At 49.7% G+C, this 17,468-nt stretch carries 13 protein-coding genes and 1 riboswitch; of the genes, 10 read left to right on the top strand and 3 right to left on the bottom strand.

The features are described from left to right. Positions 1-56: 56 nt before the first annotated feature. Positions 57-1,718 carry an AAA family ATPase gene (locus VSQ62_RS25515; RefSeq protein ID WP_334637866.1) on the bottom strand — a complete coding sequence of 554 codons (1,662 nt, stop codon included), beginning with the start codon at positions 1,716-1,718 and terminating at the stop codon, positions 57-59. A gap of 292 nt (positions 1,719-2,010) precedes the next feature. Continuing rightward, positions 2,011-2,209: riboswitch (Lysine riboswitch) on the top strand. Positions 2,210-2,358: 149 nt separating this feature from the next. Between VSQ62_RS25515 and VSQ62_RS25510 the strand changes: the two genes are divergently transcribed. Beyond that, positions 2,359-3,963 (top strand): Na+/H+ antiporter NhaC family protein, encoded by a 1,605-nt coding sequence (locus VSQ62_RS25510; RefSeq protein WP_334637865.1) that lies wholly within the window; start codon positions 2,359-2,361, stop codon positions 3,961-3,963. A 66-nt stretch (positions 3,964-4,029) separates the two neighbouring features. On the opposite strand, the gene VSQ62_RS25505 is transcribed toward VSQ62_RS25510, so the two are convergent. After that, positions 4,030-5,280: a DUF4179 domain-containing protein gene (locus VSQ62_RS25505; protein ID WP_334637864.1), complete on the bottom strand. Its 1,251-nt coding sequence runs from the start codon at positions 5,278-5,280 to the stop codon at positions 4,030-4,032. Further along, positions 5,267-5,836 carry an RNA polymerase sigma factor gene (locus tag VSQ62_RS25500; protein ID WP_334637862.1) on the bottom strand — a complete coding sequence of 190 codons (570 nt, stop codon included), beginning with the start codon at positions 5,834-5,836 and terminating at the stop codon, positions 5,267-5,269. Before VSQ62_RS25500 ends, VSQ62_RS25505 begins: the two co-directional genes overlap by 14 nt. A 187-nt stretch (positions 5,837-6,023) precedes the next feature. Between VSQ62_RS25500 and VSQ62_RS25495 the strand changes: the two genes are divergently transcribed. From VSQ62_RS25495 to VSQ62_RS25455, 9 genes are all read left to right on the top strand, one after another. Continuing rightward, positions 6,024-8,945 (top strand): insulinase family protein, encoded by a 2,922-nt coding sequence (locus tag VSQ62_RS25495; RefSeq protein ID WP_334637860.1) that lies wholly within the window; start codon positions 6,024-6,026, stop codon positions 8,943-8,945. A gap of 43 nt (positions 8,946-8,988) precedes the next feature. Further along, on the top strand, positions 8,989-9,885 hold the full coding sequence (era, locus tag VSQ62_RS25490) for a GTPase Era (protein ID WP_334637859.1): 897 nt from the start codon (positions 8,989-8,991) through the stop codon (positions 9,883-9,885). A gap of 62 nt (positions 9,886-9,947) precedes the next feature. Next, positions 9,948-10,118: a hypothetical protein gene (locus VSQ62_RS25485; protein ID WP_334637858.1), complete on the top strand. Its 171-nt coding sequence runs from the start codon at positions 9,948-9,950 to the stop codon at positions 10,116-10,118. Further along, positions 10,066-10,809 (top strand): DNA repair protein RecO, encoded by a 744-nt coding sequence (recO, locus tag VSQ62_RS25480; protein ID WP_334637857.1) that lies wholly within the window; start codon positions 10,066-10,068, stop codon positions 10,807-10,809. The genes VSQ62_RS25485 and recO overlap by 53 nt, the downstream gene beginning before the upstream one ends. 64 nt (positions 10,810-10,873) lie before the next feature. Continuing rightward, a complete protein-coding gene (locus VSQ62_RS25475; protein WP_334637856.1) occupies positions 10,874-12,265 on the top strand; it encodes a glycine--tRNA ligase in 1,392 nt (463 codons plus the stop codon). A 170-nt stretch (positions 12,266-12,435) separates the two neighbouring features. Continuing rightward, positions 12,436-13,473, top strand: coding sequence for an L-threonine 3-dehydrogenase (gene tdh / locus VSQ62_RS25470; protein WP_334638515.1), 1,038 nt, complete (start codon positions 12,436-12,438; stop codon positions 13,471-13,473). Between the two features lie 29 nt (positions 13,474-13,502). Continuing rightward, positions 13,503-14,696 (top strand): glycine C-acetyltransferase, encoded by a 1,194-nt coding sequence (locus tag VSQ62_RS25465; protein WP_334637854.1) that lies wholly within the window; start codon positions 13,503-13,505, stop codon positions 14,694-14,696. Positions 14,697-14,728: 32 nt separating this feature from the next. Then, positions 14,729-16,126 carry an aminopeptidase gene (locus tag VSQ62_RS25460; RefSeq protein WP_334637852.1) on the top strand — a complete coding sequence of 466 codons (1,398 nt, stop codon included), beginning with the start codon at positions 14,729-14,731 and terminating at the stop codon, positions 16,124-16,126. A gap of 15 nt (positions 16,127-16,141) precedes the next feature. Then, a complete protein-coding gene (locus tag VSQ62_RS25455; RefSeq protein ID WP_334637850.1) occupies positions 16,142-17,446 on the top strand; it encodes a Gfo/Idh/MocA family protein in 1,305 nt (434 codons plus the stop codon). Positions 17,447-17,468: the final 22 nt, after the last annotated feature.

Here is a 17,468-nt window from a genome sequence, read left to right as displayed (position 1 = left end):
AGCTGCGCGGTAGGCGCGGCTCTGTTTTTGACATATGAGTGGAAGAAATAACCTTCTTAGAAAGTTTTTAGAACTTCTATCTTACAGTCATGAGTTTTTATTGCTTTGTCATAGGTGATTCCTACTGCAAGGATCCGTCCGGTATATTCATTTTTTTCTGCCAGCTTTCCGCTGAATCTAAGGGCATATCCCCGGTCTTTGATCTGTTGGATCGCTTCGGCGGGTGTATGGTTCACCTTCAGTTCTATTATGATGCCGTCGTCTTTTGGATTCTTAGGATAGAAGATAAAATCTGCATAACCGATGCCGGCTTTGTCTTCTCTTTCGATCCTATAAGTATCCCGTGCGGAGAGGTATATCAGATTTACAACTGCCGTCAGGTCAGTTTCGTTATTGTAGCTAAGAAGCGGGATTTCTGTATTATGGGCGTATTCCAGTATTTCAAGCATTGTATCAGTATCTCCCGCAAGAGTAGCGAGGAGCATTCGGTCGGATTCTTTCGCCAGACGGTGAACATACCCTAAGGAAGGTTCTTTTAACAGCATGGTCTCGAATTGATCCATCAATTCCTTATTCGGAATAAATACCTTGCCATTTTCACTGGTTAAAAAACCGTAAACGACCATTGCGGAGAGGATTTCTTCTTTTGTTGTGAGATTCATGGAAACTGCGGCATATTCCCGAACCTTTGCGGGTACGGCTTCTTTGGATATCATGAGTACAAGTGCGTCTCGGACATCATCGATATTCTTGCTGATGTAATAGAAGATCTCATCATACGGGCCGGAACTTGTCCAGTAATTTCCAAGATTATTATTTGTCAGCGCCGCAGTAACGGAACGGGGATTGTATATATGTCTCCCAGTCCTGGTGTGATAACCATCGTACCACAGCCTCAGCCCTTCACGGGTAACCCTTGCATTCCTGGTACGGGTAATATATTTTTGGTACAGGGCATCTACTTCTGTCTCTGTGAATCCGAAGTATTCACAGTATTTTTCTTCAGTCGCCATGGTGTATTCCAGGAACATATTCAATTCTGAACCGCTGGAATACTTGGCAATTGGGAGAATTCCTGTCATATAAGCCAGTTCCACATAGGGCTGATCTTTGAGGAGATTACTTAAGAAGCTGAGATACTCATGCTTATCATTCTCCGTGAGGAAATCTCTGTGAAATACAAAATCCCATTCATCCAGAACAAAGATGAATTTTACTTCTCTTTCTAATTCATAGATATTGTTGAAAACATCCCACAGTGCATCTTCGGTATCAATGCAAGCATTCGGGAACTCATGAGCTAAGTCGTTCATGATCCGTCTCTTGATACGGGAAATATATTGACGGTAGGTACTGCATTCGTCAGGGCATTCGCTAAGAGTGATGTAGATCACATTATGTTGATTCAAGTGTTCCTCATACTGTCTGCATGTACTTATCTCTAAGCCGCCAAAAATTTTGCGGCTGTCAAATCCTTTTTCGAAAAATGCAGCGATCATGCTTGCCGCAACCGTTTTTCCAAAACGTCTGGGCCTTGTAATACAGATATATTTGCTGCTTTGTCCAGTCTGTTCGTCGCTTTGAGAGCATACAATGTCACCGTTTCCCAGAAGGGGGAACAGTTCTTTGAGCATCATAGTTTTATCTGTAAAATAATCTGATCTTACAATCTCAAGATAATTATTCCTTGGGCGTCTGCTGTTCAGGTAAAGTCCCATGTATATATCCTCCTTCTGCTATTCTCAAAACCCCGGTTAGATGTGATGCTTATCAGATTCCCGGCGGTGTTGTATTCAGTATATCCTTTTGGGGAAACAGAATCAAGTGCTGACTTTTATACGGATTGATATTTTACAGTTCTTATGATAGAGTAAATCCATACAGCTCACAAATATTCCAGACTGATGAAGGGAGAATCTTACATGGAGTTTAAGATTGGCGTCGGCAAAATGCAGGAAAATGATTGACAAGCCTGTCGAAAAGTGATATAAATGCACTATGTGAATAAACGGACTTGATAGAGGCGCGGGTTTCATCAGTATGTCAAAGCGATAGTTTGGGAGACTGTTTTGGCTGAAAGGGGAGACCGCCGAAGGAGTGTAAGATAAGGAACGGCAGTTAACCGTTCTTTGGAGATCCCGGACTGCACTCCTGGGACGCAGGCAGAATATGCTGCGGACTGTCACATCAGTGGAGCGCTATCATAGGTATAAGATTATACAGAGCAATAGGTATTGTTATGCCATGAACGCGCCCGGTAAAGTGTTGTTCATGGCTTTTTATATGCAGTAAAGGCGGGGAACGGTACAGAGGTATTCTGTGCGGATTCTAAGAAGGGAAAGAGAGGAAGTTTTAACAATGAAAGGAAAGAAAAGAGTAATCTTAAGTGTATTTACGCTTCTGTGTATTCTTGCCTGCAGTTCTATAACGGTGTTTGCGGCAGAGGAAGCAGAGTATGTGCCGAAGATGTATGCGTCATTCTGGGCGCTGATACCTCCGGTGGTGGCGATTGCGCTGGCGTTGGTCACGAAGGAAGTGTATAGCTCGTTATTTGTCGGAATCCTGATCGGAGGGCTGTTCTATTCAGGCTTCACGTTCGAGACTACGATCACCCATGTATTCCAGGACGGTATCGTGGGCGTGCTGTCGGACAGCTACAATGTAGGTATTCTGGTATTTTTGGTAGTGCTCGGAGTCATGGTCTGCCTGATGAACAAGGCGGGCGGTTCCGCGGCATTCGGACGCTGGGCGAGCGTACACATTAAGAGCCGTGCAGGCGCGCAGCTTGCGACGATCCTCTTGGGTGTGCTGATCTTTATTGACGATTATTTTAACTGTCTGACGGTGGGAAGCGTGATGCGTCCGGTGACGGATAAGCATAACATTTCCCGGGCGAAGCTGTCTTATCTGATCGACGCAACGGCGGCTCCGATATGTATTATCGCGCCGATCTCTTCCTGGGCGGCGGCAGTGACCGGGTTCGTAGAGGGTGAGGATGGTTTTTCTATATTCATCCGTGCGATTCCGTTTAACTATTATGCGATACTGACGATCGTGATGATGGTGACGATCGTTATTATGAAGATTGATTACGGCCCGATGAAGCTGCATGAGACGAATGCGTTAAGCGGCGATCTCTATACGACTCCGGACAGACCGTATGCCAATGCGGAGGAAGACGTAGACGAGAGTAAGGGAACGGTGGTCGATCTGGTATTTCCGATCGTTGTGCTGATCGTCTGCTGTGTGATCGGGATGATCTATACAGGCGGATTCTTCGGAGGCGCCGGATTTGTGGAAGCCTTTTCCAACAGTGACGCGTCCGTAGGCCTGATGCTTGGAAGCTTCTTTGCACTCGTAATTACGATCGTGTTCTATGCGGTAAGGAAAGTGCTTAAGTTCAGTGAATCCATGGCGTGTGTTCCTGACGGGTTCAAGGCCATGGTTCCGGCGATACTGATCCTGACATTTGCATGGACACTGAAGGCGATGACGGACAGCCTCGGCGCGGCAGAGTATGTGGCCGGTGTGATGGAATCTGCGTCAGACGGGCTGGTGAACCTGCTTCCGGCGATCATTTTCCTGGTTGGCTGTTTCCTTGCGTTTGCAACGGGTACGTCATGGGGAACCTTCGGAATCTTGATCCCGATCGTTGTAAATGTATTTGCGGGAACCAATGAGACGATGATGATCATGTCCATCTCCGCATGTATGGCGGGTGCGGTGTGCGGCGATCACTGCTCGCCGATCTCTGATACCACGATCATGGCGTCCGCGGGCGCACAGTGTAATCACGTTAACCATGTGACAACACAGCTGCCATATGCGGTTACGGTTGCGGCGGTATCATTTGTAACCTATCTGATCGCCGGATTTGTGAAGAATGCGTTTATCTGTCTTCCGATCGGAATTGTACTGATGGTTGGAACGCTGATTATGATTCAGAAGATTACTGCAGAATAGTAAAAATATTATTATAAGGGGCTGCCGGAGAATACTCACGGCAGCCCCGTTTTTGCAGACGTTCTGCTAATCGATCGGAACCTCTGCTGCAATCACGGCTTTCTCGCGCGCCTTCGCAAGGTCGACGGCGCCGTTCTCATTATCCAAACGGCTTTTTTCGATTTCAAGGTCGGCGTCCATATCGTCAAATACAAAGATGTGCAGTGCAGATATCTTCTTGCCGTCCACGGCGGCTACGGTCTTGCCGTTTCCGGCGGGATTGGAGAAGAGCAGTTGTCCGTCCTGATTGCAGATGACGGTGCTCCAGAACGGATACGTCTGTCCGGCCTGCATGGCGTATTCTTCGTAGCTTATGCCGGGATCTTCGGTTCCGCCTGTCTTTTCCGCCATCACTTCTTCGTATTCTTCCCGTGTGACTTCTCGTTTGACGGAAGGGACATCCACATAGGACACGACCTGATACGGAGAGACGAATACCTTCTTAAGGGTATAGCCGTTCCCTTCCTTATTGACAGGATATTCTTTGACCGATTCCGTGTCTATACTGAATGGAATATCAAAGTCCCACTGCCCGTCGATCCGGTGCGATTCTGAGATATCTTCCGCATCTGCCATCGTCGTATCATCCCACCCGATACTGGACAGGCGCAGGCTTAGTTCCCCGTTCTCAGACTTATAATCCGGCAGGTTGAGTTTCAGCATGCCTACAAATGTGTGGTCGTCGATTACTTTGCCTTCCAGATTATCATTCGACAGGGCGTTCGGTTCGCTGTCTTCGGAGAGATTCCATTCGCCTCTGAGATACATCATGGCAGCCGTGCCGTCCCCGTCGCCGATATAATGTCCCGGTATATTCAGAAGGCCGCCCTGTTCTGCTTCGATCTGTGCGGTCAGGAACACGGACAGTCCGTCACAGTATATCTCTGAGGCGGTAACCGTGATTCCCCCGTCGGATACTTCGATGCCGGGAGCCGCTATGGGGTTCCCGTCTTCGTCCTTGCCGGCCGTCTCTGCGAGAATCCCGGCTTTCTCGCTGTAATCTCCTGAAAATGGGATCTCATGCTCTACTTCTTCGAATATCTTCCCGATAAACGGAATCTTAGCCGCCAGTGCGGGATTAGAGTAACACAGCGTAATGCCGGCTGCCATGGTCAATGCCGCGGCTGCTGCGGCATATTTGAAGGTTTTATTGCCCGGTGCGTGATCTTTTTCATGATCCGGGAGAGTGTCAAGTGCATAGTCTAATTTTTCCCATATACGATTCGGCACTTTGTTATCGCTGCCGATTTTGTTCATCATATCTTCAAGCCTTGTCATAATACATCTCCTTCTGCTTCATATTTTTTCCGGTCAGCTTATAGATGACTGCCGGCGGTTTTTCTTTTGCATACTGCTTCTCCATTCGGTCGCGAGCCGTTGCAAGACGGCCGCTTACCGTCTTCTCATTTATATCAAGGATCTGGGCGATCTCCCGGATCTTGAAGCCTTCCACATAATACAGGATCGTGACGGTGCGGTATTTCTCGTCCAGGCATTGGAGGAATTCCTTCCACTCTACGGCCGCATAGCTGTCTTCGGCGCTTCCTGCTTCCGGCAGAACGACTTCTGAGATCATGCGGCTTCTTTGTCTGTATATCTGATTACAATGGTTGATGAGGATCCGTATCAGCCATGTTTTAAAGTATTTATCCTTTTTCAATGTTCCGATCTTTTCCCAGCATGTCAGGGCAGTTTCCTGGATGGCGTCGGCGGTGTCCTCATCGTTTTTTAATATTGCTTTTGCTATCTTGTACATACTGGGGGTATGAAGCTTCATTAATTGACTGAAAGCGTCTTTGTCGTGTTTTTTTGCCTGTCGAACAAGTATATCCATAGTGCTCCTTTCTGAAAGTTCCGGACCTTTCTTTTTATTTTACACTTATTAGATGGCCGGGAGGGTATTTTTCCTTGAAAAAATTCCGCGGCACAGGAGATTTCTCTTGTAGACTAATGAAAAATTGGATAGAATGTGTAGTAGAACGTATCGCAAACGTAAATCGAAAGGAGAATGAGAATAGCAGATGAGTATCAGAGACTTGAAGACGTATGAGATATTGAAGGAAGAGGATTTGACCGGAATCCAGGCGAAGGGATATCTGCTCCGTCACAAGAAGAGCAGGGCCAGGGTTCTTTTGATAGAGAAGGATGACAATAACAAGGTGTTCAGTATCGGGTTCCGCACCCCGCCGGGAGACAGCACGGGAGTTCCGCATATCATGGAACATTCCGTCTTATGCGGTTCTAAGAATTTCCCGGCCAAGGATCCGTTCGTTGAGCTGGTAAAGGGATCGCTCAACACCTTTTTGAATGCCATGACCTATCCTGATAAGACGGTATATCCGGTGGCAAGCTGCAATGACAAGGATTTCCAGAACCTGATGCATGTGTATATGGATGCGGTCCTCTATCCGAATATCTATGCCCACGAGGAGATCTTCCGTCAGGAGGGGTGGAGCTATAAGCTGGATTCTGCTAAGGACAAGCTCCAATATAACGGCGTTGTCTACAATGAGATGAAGGGAGCGTTCTCTTCTCCGGAGGGTGTGCTCGACAGGGTGATCCTTAACACGCTGTTCCCGGATACCTCCTATGCCAATGAATCGGGAGGCGATCCTGAGGCGATCCCGAACCTTACCTACGAGCAGTTTTTAGATTTTCACAGGCAATATTATCATCCGTCTAACAGCTACATTTACCTGTACGGGGATATGGATATGGAGGAGAAGCTTGCGTGGCTTGACAGGGAGTATCTAAGCGCCTTTGACGCCAGGACGGTGGATTCCGAGATCCGGTATCAGGAGCCTTTTGGGGAAATGCTGGAGAAGACGTTTGCCTATTCGATAGCAAGCGAGGAATCGGAGGTTGATAATACCTATCTTTCCTACAATAAGGTGATCGGCACCAGTCTTGATAAGGAGCTGTATCTGGCGTTCCAGATCTTGGATTACGCGCTGCTGTCTGCACCGGGGGCGCCGCTTAAGAAGGCTCTTACGGATGCGGGGATCGGGAAGGATATCATGGGCTCTTATGATAACGGGATCTATCAGCCGATCTTCTCTGTGATCTCGAAGAATGCCAATGAGGAGCAGAAGCAGGAATTTGTAGAGCTGATCGAGTCGGTGCTGTCTGATATTGTGAAGAACGGGATCGACAGGAAGGCTCTGGAAGCGGGGCTTAATTATCATGAATTCCGCTACCGCGAGGCCGACTTCGGCAATTATCCCAAGGGGCTGATGTATGGTCTGCAGATGATGGACAGCTGGCTCTATGATGAAGAGAAGCCGTTCATCCATGTGGAAGCTCTTGATACATTCGAATTTCTGAAAAAGCAGGTGGGAACCGGATATTATGAAGAGCTGATCCAGAAATACATTCTGGATAACACGCACGGGGCGGTCGTGATCGTCAATCCTGAGAAGGGGCGCACGGCAAGGATGGACGCGGAGCTTGACGCGAAGCTTCAGGCTTACAAGGCAAGCCTGACGGCGGACGAGGTGGAAGAGCTGGTGAAGAAGACCGCCGCTTTGGAGGAATACCAGTCCGAACCTGAGAAGGAAGAGGACTTAGAGCGGATTCCGGTGCTCAGAAGAGAGGACATTTCAAGGGAGATCGAGCCGATCGTGAACGAGGAGCTTAGGCTTGCAGACGTTCCGGTGATCTTCCATGAGATCGAGACTAATGGGATCGGCTATGTGAGCGTGCTCTTTGACATCTCCGGGGTCAGAGAGGAGCTGCTTCCCTATGTGGGGATCCTGCAGTCGGCGCTGGGGATCATTGACACGGAGAATTACGGCTACGGAGAACTGTTTAATGAGATCAATATGCATACCGGCGGGATCGGGACGTCTCTGGAGCTGTACACGGATGTGACCAATATCCGGGAGAAAGCGTTCAAGGCTACATTCGAGATCAAAGGGAAGTCACTGTACGGGAAGCTCTCGGTCGTATTTGCCATGATGAGCGAGATCCTCACGGCGTCCAGGCTGTCGGATACGAAGAGACTGAAGGAGATACTTGCAATGCTCAAATCAAGGCTTCTGATGCGGTTCCAGTCCTCCGGCCATACCACGGCCGCCCTGCGCGCGATGTCCTACGCTTCCCCGTCGGCGAAGCTTAAGGATATGACCAACGGTATAGAGTTCTATCAGACGGTTTCGCGTATCGAGGAGAACTTTGACGAAGAAAAAGAGCATCTGACAGAGGTCCTTGAAGGTCTGGCGAAGCAGTTGTTTTGCCCGGACAATATGATGCTCAGCTATACGGCCTCAAGAGAAGGCCTTGAGGGGATAGAAGGGTTCATCGGGGAGATGAAGAACCGTTTATACCGGGGGAAGACAGAAGAAGAAGCTTGTGTCATCCACTGCGAGAAGAAGAACGAGGGCTTCAAGACGGCGTCCAAGGTGCAGTATGTGGCAAGGACCGGGAACTTCATCGACCATGGAGCGTCCTACACCGGCGCGCTGCAGATCCTGAAAGTGATCTTAAGCTATGATTACCTGTGGCAGAATATCCGCGTCAAAGGCGGGGCATACGGCTGCATGAGCAACTTCAACAGGATCGGGGAGGGGTATTTTGTATCTTACCGCGATCCGAACCTTAGCCGGACGGTGGAGGTGTATGAAGGCGTCGTGGATTATCTTGAGAACTTTACCGTCAGCGAGCGCGATATGACGAAGTATATTATCGGAACCATGAGCAATATCGATCAGCCTATGACTCCGGCGATCAAGGGCGAACGTTCCATGAACCTCTATATGAATAAGGTGAGCGCCGATATGATCCGGGAGGAGAGAAGTCAGATATTGGATGCGGGGCAGGAGGATATCCGCGCGCTTGCACGCGTGGCAAAGGCCGTGCTTAAGGCGGATCAGTTCTGCGTGATCGGCAGCGAGGAGAAGATAGAAGAGAATAGAGATATGTTCGGGACGGTGACAAGATTCTAGTGTACTGTTACGGAACATGCGCAAAAATAGAACAGGAGAAAGAATGAAAAAGGATTATAAATCTGGTTTTGTAACTTTGATCGGCCGTCCCAACGTGGGGAAATCCACCCTTATGAATTATCTGATCGGCCAGAAGATCGCGATCACGTCCAATAAGCCGCAGACCACCCGCAACCGGATCCAGACGGTGCTGACCCTTGAAGAGGGACAGATCGTGTTCGTGGATACACCGGGGATCCACAAGGCGAAGAATAAGCTTGGGGAATATATGGTAAATGTTGCCGAGCGGACCTTGAACGAGGTGGATGTGGTGCTGTGGCTTGTAGAACCGACTACCTTCATAGGAGCCGGCGAGCAGCATATCGCGAAGCAGCTTAAGAAGGTGAAGACCCCGGTGGTGCTTGTGATCAACAAGATTGACAGTGTGAAGCGCGAGGAAGTATTTCCGTCGATCGCGGCTTACAAGGATATCTATGATTTTGCGGAGATCGTTCCGGTCTCCGCGAGAAACGGGGATAATACGGATGAATTACTTAAGGTCGTGATGAAGTATCTTCCCTATGGGCCGCAGTTCTATGATGAAGAGACCGTTACGGACCAGCCGGAGCGTCAGATCGTGGCGGAGCTGATCCGGGAGAAGGCGCTTCACTGTCTGGAGGATGAGATCCCTCACGGGATCGCGGTGGCGATCGACCGCATGAAGACGAATAATAAAGTCATGCATATCGACGCGACGATCATCTGCGAGCGGGATTCGCACAAGGGGATAATTATTGGCAAACAAGGAAATATGTTGAAAAAGATCGGCAGCACCGCCAGGTATGAGATTGAAAGAATGCTGGAAATGCAGGTAAATCTCAAGCTTTGGGTCAAAGTGAAGAAGGATTGGCGGGACAGTGAATTCCTGATGAAAAATTTTGGATATCGGGAAGAAGAATAAAATAATGTGCTTCCGGGACACCCTAATCTTGTAAAGATATTTGTCAGGGATGAGGTGACATCATGGAAGAAGATTACTGGAAGCGGTTTCTTGAATCAGGGAAGATCAAGGATTATCTGTATTATAAAGGGATGGCGATCTGCAAACAGGTCATGGACCATTATGAAAGCGGGGAAAGCGGTGAATCAGATTACGGTAACCGGCATGGTGCTTGCAGCGACACCGGTTGGTGAATACGACAGACGCATAGTTGTCCTTACGAAGGAGAGAGGGAAGATCGCGGCGTTTGCGAGGGGGGCGAGGAAGCCGAACAGCGCGCTGGTGGGAGTGACGAGCCCGTTTTCTTTCGGGGAATTTACCGTTTATGAGGGGCGGACATCATATACATTGGTGTCGGCCTCTATTTCCAATTATTTTCAGGAGCTTCGGCTGGACGTGGAGGGCGCGTATTACGGATTCTACTTTATGGAGCTTGCCAATTATTATGCCAGGGAGGCCAATGATGAGACGGCGCTTCTTAAGCTTCTGTACCAGACCATGCGGGCGCTGGTGAACCCCAGGATCCCCAACAGGCTGATCCGGTACATATATGAGCTCAAGGTGATCGCGGTCAACGGCGAAGGGCCGCAGGTATTCGAGTGCGTCTGCTGCAGGTCAGCAGAGCAGGGACAGGTGTTTAGTGTAGAACGGGGCGGTCTTATATGCGGCCGTTGCAGGGAGAAATGTACGGACGGCAGGACGCTGCTGACATCTACGTTATATACGCTTCAATACATTATCTCGTCGCCGGTTGAGAAGCTCTATACCTTCGTAGTGAAGGAAGAGGTCTTAGAGGAATTGGGGAAACTCGTGACGGATTATCTTGCCAGGTATCTTGGAAAACATTTTAAATCACTGGAAATCCTGGAAACAATTATGCAATAATACTTGAAAAGACGAGGGGTTGACGGTATAATAAGAAAATCATAGAAGAAGGTGAGGAAGAGATATGGTAGAAAAGACTATGGACAAGATCGTAGCATTGGCGAAAACCAGGGGGTTCGTTTATCCAGGGTCTGAGATCTATGGCGGGCTTGCCAATACATGGGATTACGGTAACCTTGGAGTGGAATTGAAGAATAACGTTAAGAGGGCGTGGTGGCAGAAGTTCGTGCAGGAGTCCCCGTATAATGTAGGTGTGGACTGTGCGATCCTGATGAATCCTCAGACCTGGGTGGCAAGCGGACATCTGGGTGGATTCAGTGATCCTCTTATGGACTGTAAAGAGTGCCATGAGCGTTTTCGTGCGGACAAGATGATCGAAGATTATGCCCATGAGAATAACATAGATATCGGAGACAGCATTGACGGATGGAGCCATGAGCAGATGGAGGCTTATATCAGGGAGCATGAGATTCCATGCCCGACCTGCGGCAAGCATAATTTCACGGAGATCCGCGAGTTCAACCTGATGTTCAAGACCTTCCAGGGAGTTACGGAGGATGCTAAGAGCATCGTGTATCTGCGTCCGGAGACTGCCCAGGGTATCTTCGTTAATTTCAAGAATGTACAGCGTACCTCCAGGAAGAAGATCCCGTTTGGTATCTGCCAGGTTGGTAAGTCCTTCCGTAATGAGATCACACCAGGTAACTTTACCTTCCGTACCAGAGAGTTCGAGCAGATGGAGTTAGAGTTCTTCTGTGAGCCGGATACAGACCTTGAGTGGTTTGCATACTGGAAACAGTTCTGTCTTGACTGGCTTAAAGCGCTGGGCCTTAAGGAAGAAGAGGTTCGTTACCGCGATCATTCACCGGAAGAATTAAGCCACTACAGCAAGGCTACGACAGACGTTGAGTTCTTATTCCCATTCGGCTGGGGTGAGCTGTGGGGAATTGCTGACAGGACGGACTTTGACCTGACACAGCACCAGAATACTTCCAAGCAGGATATGTCATATTTTGATGATGAGAAGAAGATCAAATATATTCCGTATGTTATTGAGCCTTCACTGGGAGCGGACCGTATGGTTCTCGCGTTCCTGTGCAGCGCATATGACGAGGAAGAGCTTGAAGGCGGCGATATGAGAACAGTCCTTCACTTCCATCCGGCGCTTGCACCGGTTAAGATCGGTGTGCTGCCGCTGTCCAAGAAGCTGAATGAAGGGGCTGAGAAGGTATACGCACAGCTTTCTAAGAAGTATAACTGCGAGTATGACGAGCGCGGCAATATCGGTAAGCGCTACCGCCGTCAGGATGAGATCGGAACACCGTTCTGTGTGACTTATGATTTCGATTCTGAGGAGGACGGTGCAGTAACGGTTCGTGACCGCGACTCCATGGAGCAGGAGAGAGTGAAGATCGACGAGCTTGACGCTTATTTTGCTAAAAAATTTGAATGGTAATATTCTATATAGGGACGTGGTGAATGGTAATTCACTGCGTCCCTAAATTATACTCTAAAATCCATTGTTTACAATGTTGGTGAGTGTTATAATGGCATCATATAGAATGCCGCCGGACAGGCGGCAGGAACAGGAGGAATATAGTATTGAGTGAGAAGAACGACGGACTGATGTGGGCGCTGGTGAAGGAGAAGCCCCAGGAAGGGCTGTGGTTGAAGCGAGTGCCGGTTCCGGAGGTAGGGCCGAATGATGTTAAGATCAAAATTAGGAAGACGGCAATCTGCGGAACGGATGTGCACATTTATCAGTGGAACGACTGGGCGCAGCATACAATCCCGATTGGCTTGACGGCCGGACACGAGTATGTTGGTGAAGTTGTTGAGGTAGGGAACGGAGTCAGAGGATTTAAGCCTGGGTATCTGGTATCCGGTGAAGGTCATATTACCTGTGGGAAATGCAGGAACTGTCTGGAGGGGCATAAGGAGAATTGTAAGGATGCGAAGGGTGTAGGCGTGAACCGTAACGGAGCATTTGCGGAATATCTTGTGATCCCGTCTTCCAATGTATGGCCGTGTAACCCGGCGATCCCGGAAGAGATGTATGCGATCTTCGATCCCTTTGGGAATGCAACCCATACGGCGCTGTCTTATGAGATGCTTGGGGAAGATGTGCTGATTGCAGGAGCGGGACCGATTGGATGTATGGCGGCGGCGATCGCGAAGTTTTCAGGGGCAAGACATGTTGTCGTGACCGATATGAATCCTTACAGGCTGGAGCTGGCCGAGAAGCTTGGAGCTACAAGGACGGTGAATCTGAAGGAAGAGAAGCTTGCGGATGTAATGAAGGATATCGGCATGACAGAAGGATTCGACGTGGGGCTTGAGATGTCCGGGTCACAGGCAGGGCTGCACGATATGATCCATAATATGAAGCACGGCGGAAATATTGCGCTGCTTGGACTCCAAAGAACGGACGCGACTGTGGATCTGGAGACAGTGATCTTTAACGGGCTGAATATCCGGGGAATTTATGGAAGAAAGGTGTGGGATACCTGGTATAAGATGTCTACAATGATTCAGGCGGGACTGGATATTTCCCCGATCATTACACATCATTTTGATATCAAGGATTATGAAAAGGGCTTTGAGGCGATGATTTCCGGACAGTCAGGCAAGGTAATCCTTGATTGGGCGCATGTGAATGATTAAGAATAGAGTAAGAGGGAGATGATATTAAGATGGCACGTAAAAATGATATTTTGAGTATTTATACCAAAGAAGTAGAAGGGATCAAAGAAGCGGGTCTGTTCAAGGGCGAGGCTCCGTTTGTCTCTCCGCAGGGGGCGAGGGTGAAGCTGGAGGACGGAAGAGAGCTTCTTTGCATGTGTGCGAATAATTATCTGGGACTGGGCGATCATCCGCGTCTGATCGAGGCGGCGAAGAGAACCTATGATGAGAAGGGATATGGAGTGGCTTCCGTTCGGTTTATATGCGGAACACAGGATATCCATAAGAAGCTGGAGAAGAAGATATCCGAGTTCCTTGGGACAGACGATACAATCCTGTATTCTTCCTGCTTTGATGCGAATGGAGGATTATTTGAGACGATCCTGACGGCAGACGATGCTGTGATCAGTGATGAGCTGAACCATGCGTCTATTATTGACGGTGTCCGTCTGTGCAAGGCAAAGAGATTCCGCTATAAGAATAACGATATGGGCGATCTGGAGGCGAAGCTTAAGGAGGCGGACGAGGCCGGTGCGAGGATCAAGCTGATCGCGACGGACGGTGTGTTCTCCATGGACGGGATCATCTGCAACCTGAAAGGCGTATGTGATCTGGCGGATCAGTACAATGCGCTGGTGATGGTGGACGACAGTCATGCGGTTGGATTCGTAGGCAAGACCGGGCGCGGGACGCCGGAGCATTGCGGTGTACAGGGGCGTGTGGATATTATCACGGGAACTCTGGGCAAAGCTCTCGGAGGAGCATCCGGCGGATATACGTCAGGCCGCAGAGAGATCATTGACCTTCTGCGCCAGAGAAGCCGCCCGTACCTGTTCTCTAATTCCCTGGCGCCGGCGATCGCGGGGGCTAGTATCGAATTATTCGATATGCTGGATGAGAGTACCGAGCTTCGGGATCATCTGGAGGAAGTAACGGCATACTACCGCAAGGAGCTGGTGGACAATGGATTCGATATCATTCAGGGAACTCATCCGTGTGTGCCGGTGATGCTGTATGACGAGAAGACGGCGGCTGAATTTGCGAAGCGGATGATGGAGAAGGGAGTCTATGTGGTGGCGTTCTCTTATCCGGTGGTTCCGAAAGGGAAGGCAAGGATCCGTACACAGGTATGTGCGAGCCATACAAAAGAGGATATAGACTTTATTGTAAAGTGCTTCAAAGAAGTAAGAGAAGAGATGAAATAGGGAGAGAATAAAATTTAAGGAGGAGTCAGGATATGGGCAAGGAAAATATTTGGAAATCATATGCCGCACCGGCGCGCAGGGAGTTGGAGAGGATCAGCGATGATTATAAGGCGTGTCTGGATGCGGGTAAGACGGAGCGTGAGTGTGTGAAGCTTACGGTGGACAGGATTGAGAAGAAGGGATACAAGTCTCTGGAATCGGTTCTCAAGGCCGGACAGCCGCTGAAGTCCGGGGATAAGGTATATGCGGTGTGCATGGACAAAGCCATTGCGGTATTCCATATCGGGAAACGGCCGCTGGAGGAAGGGATGAACATCTTGGGGGCGCATATTGATTCTCCGCGTATTGATATCAAGCAGAATCCGTTATATGAGAGTGATGAATTCGCTTATCTGGATACGCATTATTACGGTGGGATTAAGAAGTACCAGTGGGTTGCGATTCCGCTTGCGCTGCATGGTGTCATTGCGAAGAAGGACGGAACGGTAGTTGAGGTGAATATCGGGGATAAGGATGAGGATCCGGTGTTTGTCATCACGGATCTGCTGGTTCATCTTGCGGCGAAGCAGATGGAGAAGAAGGCCAATGAGGTGATCGAGGGGGAGAAGCTTGATATCCTCTTTGGAAGCTGCCCGCTTGAGCAGGACAAGGATCTGGACAAAGAAGAGAAGGAGGCTGTGAAGTCTAATGTGATGAGGATCCTCAAGGAATATTATAATATGGAAGAGGATGATTTCGCATCGGCGGAGCTTGAGATCGTTCCGGCGGGAAGGGCAAGAGACTGTGGAATCGACAGGAGTATGATACTGGCGTATGGACAGGACGACAGGGTATGTGCGTTCACATCTTTGTTCGCGATCTTGGATGTGGAAGAGGTAGAGAAGACAGCCTGCTGTATCCTGGTGGACAAGGAAGAGATCGGAAGCGTAGGGGCGACCGGTATGCATTCCCGTTTCTTCGAGAATGTGATCGCAGAAATGATCGCGTTGGAGGGAAGCGAGTCTGAGCTTAAGGTAAGACGTGCGCTGCAGAACTCAAGGATGCTTTCTTCTGATGTAAGCGCGGCGTATGACCCCATGTTCGCAGAGGCATTTGAGAAGCGCAGTTCAGCCTTCTTCGGGAAGGGTCTGGTATTCAATAAATTTACCGGAAGCAGGGGCAAAGGCGGCTCCAATGATGCGAACGCCGAATATCTGGCACGGATCAGGAAAGCGATGGAAGACCACGCGGTGGCGTACCAGTTCGCGGAGCTTGGCAAGGTAGACGTCGGCGGAGGCGGAACGATTGCCTATATTATGGCGAATTACGGGATGGAAGTCATCGACAGCGGCGTACCGGTATTAAGCATGCATGCGCCGTGGGAAGTGACCAGCAAGGCAGATGTATATGAAGCATACAAAGGCTACAAAGCATTTTTGCTCGAGATGTAGGAAGAGGGATAGGATATGAGTAGGCCGATTAAGGTTGCGATAGCCGGATTGGGGAACCGGGGAAGAGATAATTACGGGAAGATCGGGATGCTTTATCCGGATAAGATGGAGATTGTTGCGGCGGCGGATATCGATCCAAAGAAGGTTGCGCTTGCGGCAGAGGAATTCCGTCTGCCGAAGGAAGCTTGTTTCTCCAGTGCGGAGGAGATGCTTGCCGAAGAGAAGCTTGCCGACGTCATGGTCATCGCGACACAGGACCGGCAGCATGTAGGGCATGCCATCGCGGCGCTTGAGAAGGGGTATCATCTCCTTCTCGAGAAGCCGGTGTCGCCAGAGGTGGAGGAATGTCAGAGGCTTGCCGAGGCGGCGAAGCGCTGCGGGCGGAAGGTAGTGGTATGCCATGTGCTCCGCTATACGCCCATCTACCAGAAGGTGAAGGAACTTCTGGAGGAAGGTGTGATCGGGGATGTGGTATCCATCATGGCTTCCGAGAATGTAGGATGGTATCATCAGGCACACAGCTTCGTGCGCGGGAACTGGTCCAATTCAAAGGAGACGAGCCCCATGATCCTGCAGAAATGCTGCCACGATATGGATCTGTATCTCTGGCTTGCGGGGAAGACCTGCGAGTCGGTGACGTCTTACGGAGACACGTATCTCTTCAAGAAGGAACAGGCACCGGCCGGCTGTACGAAGCGATGCCTGGACGGCTGCAAGGTGAAGGAAGCCTGTCCATTCGACGCGGAGAAGATCTACCTGGACAATGAAGAGACCGGTTTCCGGAAGGGGAACAGGCAGTGGCCGTTAGACGTGCTGGTGCCGTCCGGCCCCACGGAGGAGAAGATCATGGAGGCGCTTCGGGAAGGAAGATACGGCCGGTGTGTATATCACTGTGACAATGACGTGGTAGATCACCAGGTGGTGAATCTTAAGATGACCGACGGGACGACCATGAGCTTCACGATGTGTGCCTTTACGCCGGAGATCTCCAGGTATGCCAGGTTCATGGGCACCAAAGGCGAGATGCGTGTGAATATGGTGGGGAAGATCGAGAACTGTGAGATCAGTATCCGGAGATTTGACAGCGGGATGCCGGTGGAGACCGTCAATGTGGCAGAGCTTGCCGGGGATTTCTCGGGGCACGGCGGCGGAGATGAGCGTATGCTGGTGGAATTCCTGGATATGATCAGCGGCGAGAAGGAAGAGAGTTCTTATGTGACCTCTCTTGACAAGTCTCTGGAGAGCCATTACTGTGCGCTGGCGGCAGAGTATTCCAGAACTCATGACGGGTGTCCGGTCAGGATAGCGGAATTTACGTAACAGTTCAGAGTAAGAACCGGGA

Origin of the sequence: Sporofaciens sp. JLR.KK001 (assembly GCF_036941055.1) — a bacterium.
Taxonomy (GTDB): domain Bacteria; phylum Bacillota; class Clostridia; order Lachnospirales; family Lachnospiraceae; genus Sporofaciens.
The sequence above is the reverse complement of the archived record's forward strand: the minus strand, read 5'-3'. Positions and strand labels throughout refer to the sequence as shown.

Excerpts from the sequence above, each read along its gene's own strand:
- VSQ62_RS25515 (WP_334637866.1), bottom strand. The coding sequence starts at position 1,718 with ATGGGACTTTACCTGAACAGCAGACGCCCAAGGAATAATTATCTTGAG.
- VSQ62_RS25510 (WP_334637865.1), top strand. The coding sequence starts at position 2,359 with ATGAAAGGAAAGAAAAGAGTAATCTTAAGTGTATTTACGCTTCTGTGT.
- VSQ62_RS25505 (WP_334637864.1), bottom strand. The coding sequence starts at position 5,280 with ATGACAAGGCTTGAAGATATGATGAACAAAATCGGCAGCGATAACAAA.
- VSQ62_RS25500 (WP_334637862.1), bottom strand. The coding sequence starts at position 5,836 with ATGGATATACTTGTTCGACAGGCAAAAAAACACGACAAAGACGCTTTC.
- VSQ62_RS25495 (WP_334637860.1), top strand. The coding sequence starts at position 6,024 with ATGAGTATCAGAGACTTGAAGACGTATGAGATATTGAAGGAAGAGGAT.
- era (WP_334637859.1), top strand. The coding sequence starts at position 8,989 with ATGAAAAAGGATTATAAATCTGGTTTTGTAACTTTGATCGGCCGTCCC.
- VSQ62_RS25485 (WP_334637858.1), top strand. The coding sequence starts at position 9,948 with ATGGAAGAAGATTACTGGAAGCGGTTTCTTGAATCAGGGAAGATCAAG.
- VSQ62_RS25475 (WP_334637856.1), top strand. The coding sequence starts at position 10,874 with ATGGTAGAAAAGACTATGGACAAGATCGTAGCATTGGCGAAAACCAGG.
- tdh (WP_334638515.1), top strand. The coding sequence starts at position 12,436 with ATGTGGGCGCTGGTGAAGGAGAAGCCCCAGGAAGGGCTGTGGTTGAAG.
- VSQ62_RS25465 (WP_334637854.1), top strand. The coding sequence starts at position 13,503 with ATGGCACGTAAAAATGATATTTTGAGTATTTATACCAAAGAAGTAGAA.
- VSQ62_RS25460 (WP_334637852.1), top strand. The coding sequence starts at position 14,729 with ATGGGCAAGGAAAATATTTGGAAATCATATGCCGCACCGGCGCGCAGG.
- VSQ62_RS25455 (WP_334637850.1), top strand. The coding sequence starts at position 16,142 with ATGAGTAGGCCGATTAAGGTTGCGATAGCCGGATTGGGGAACCGGGGA.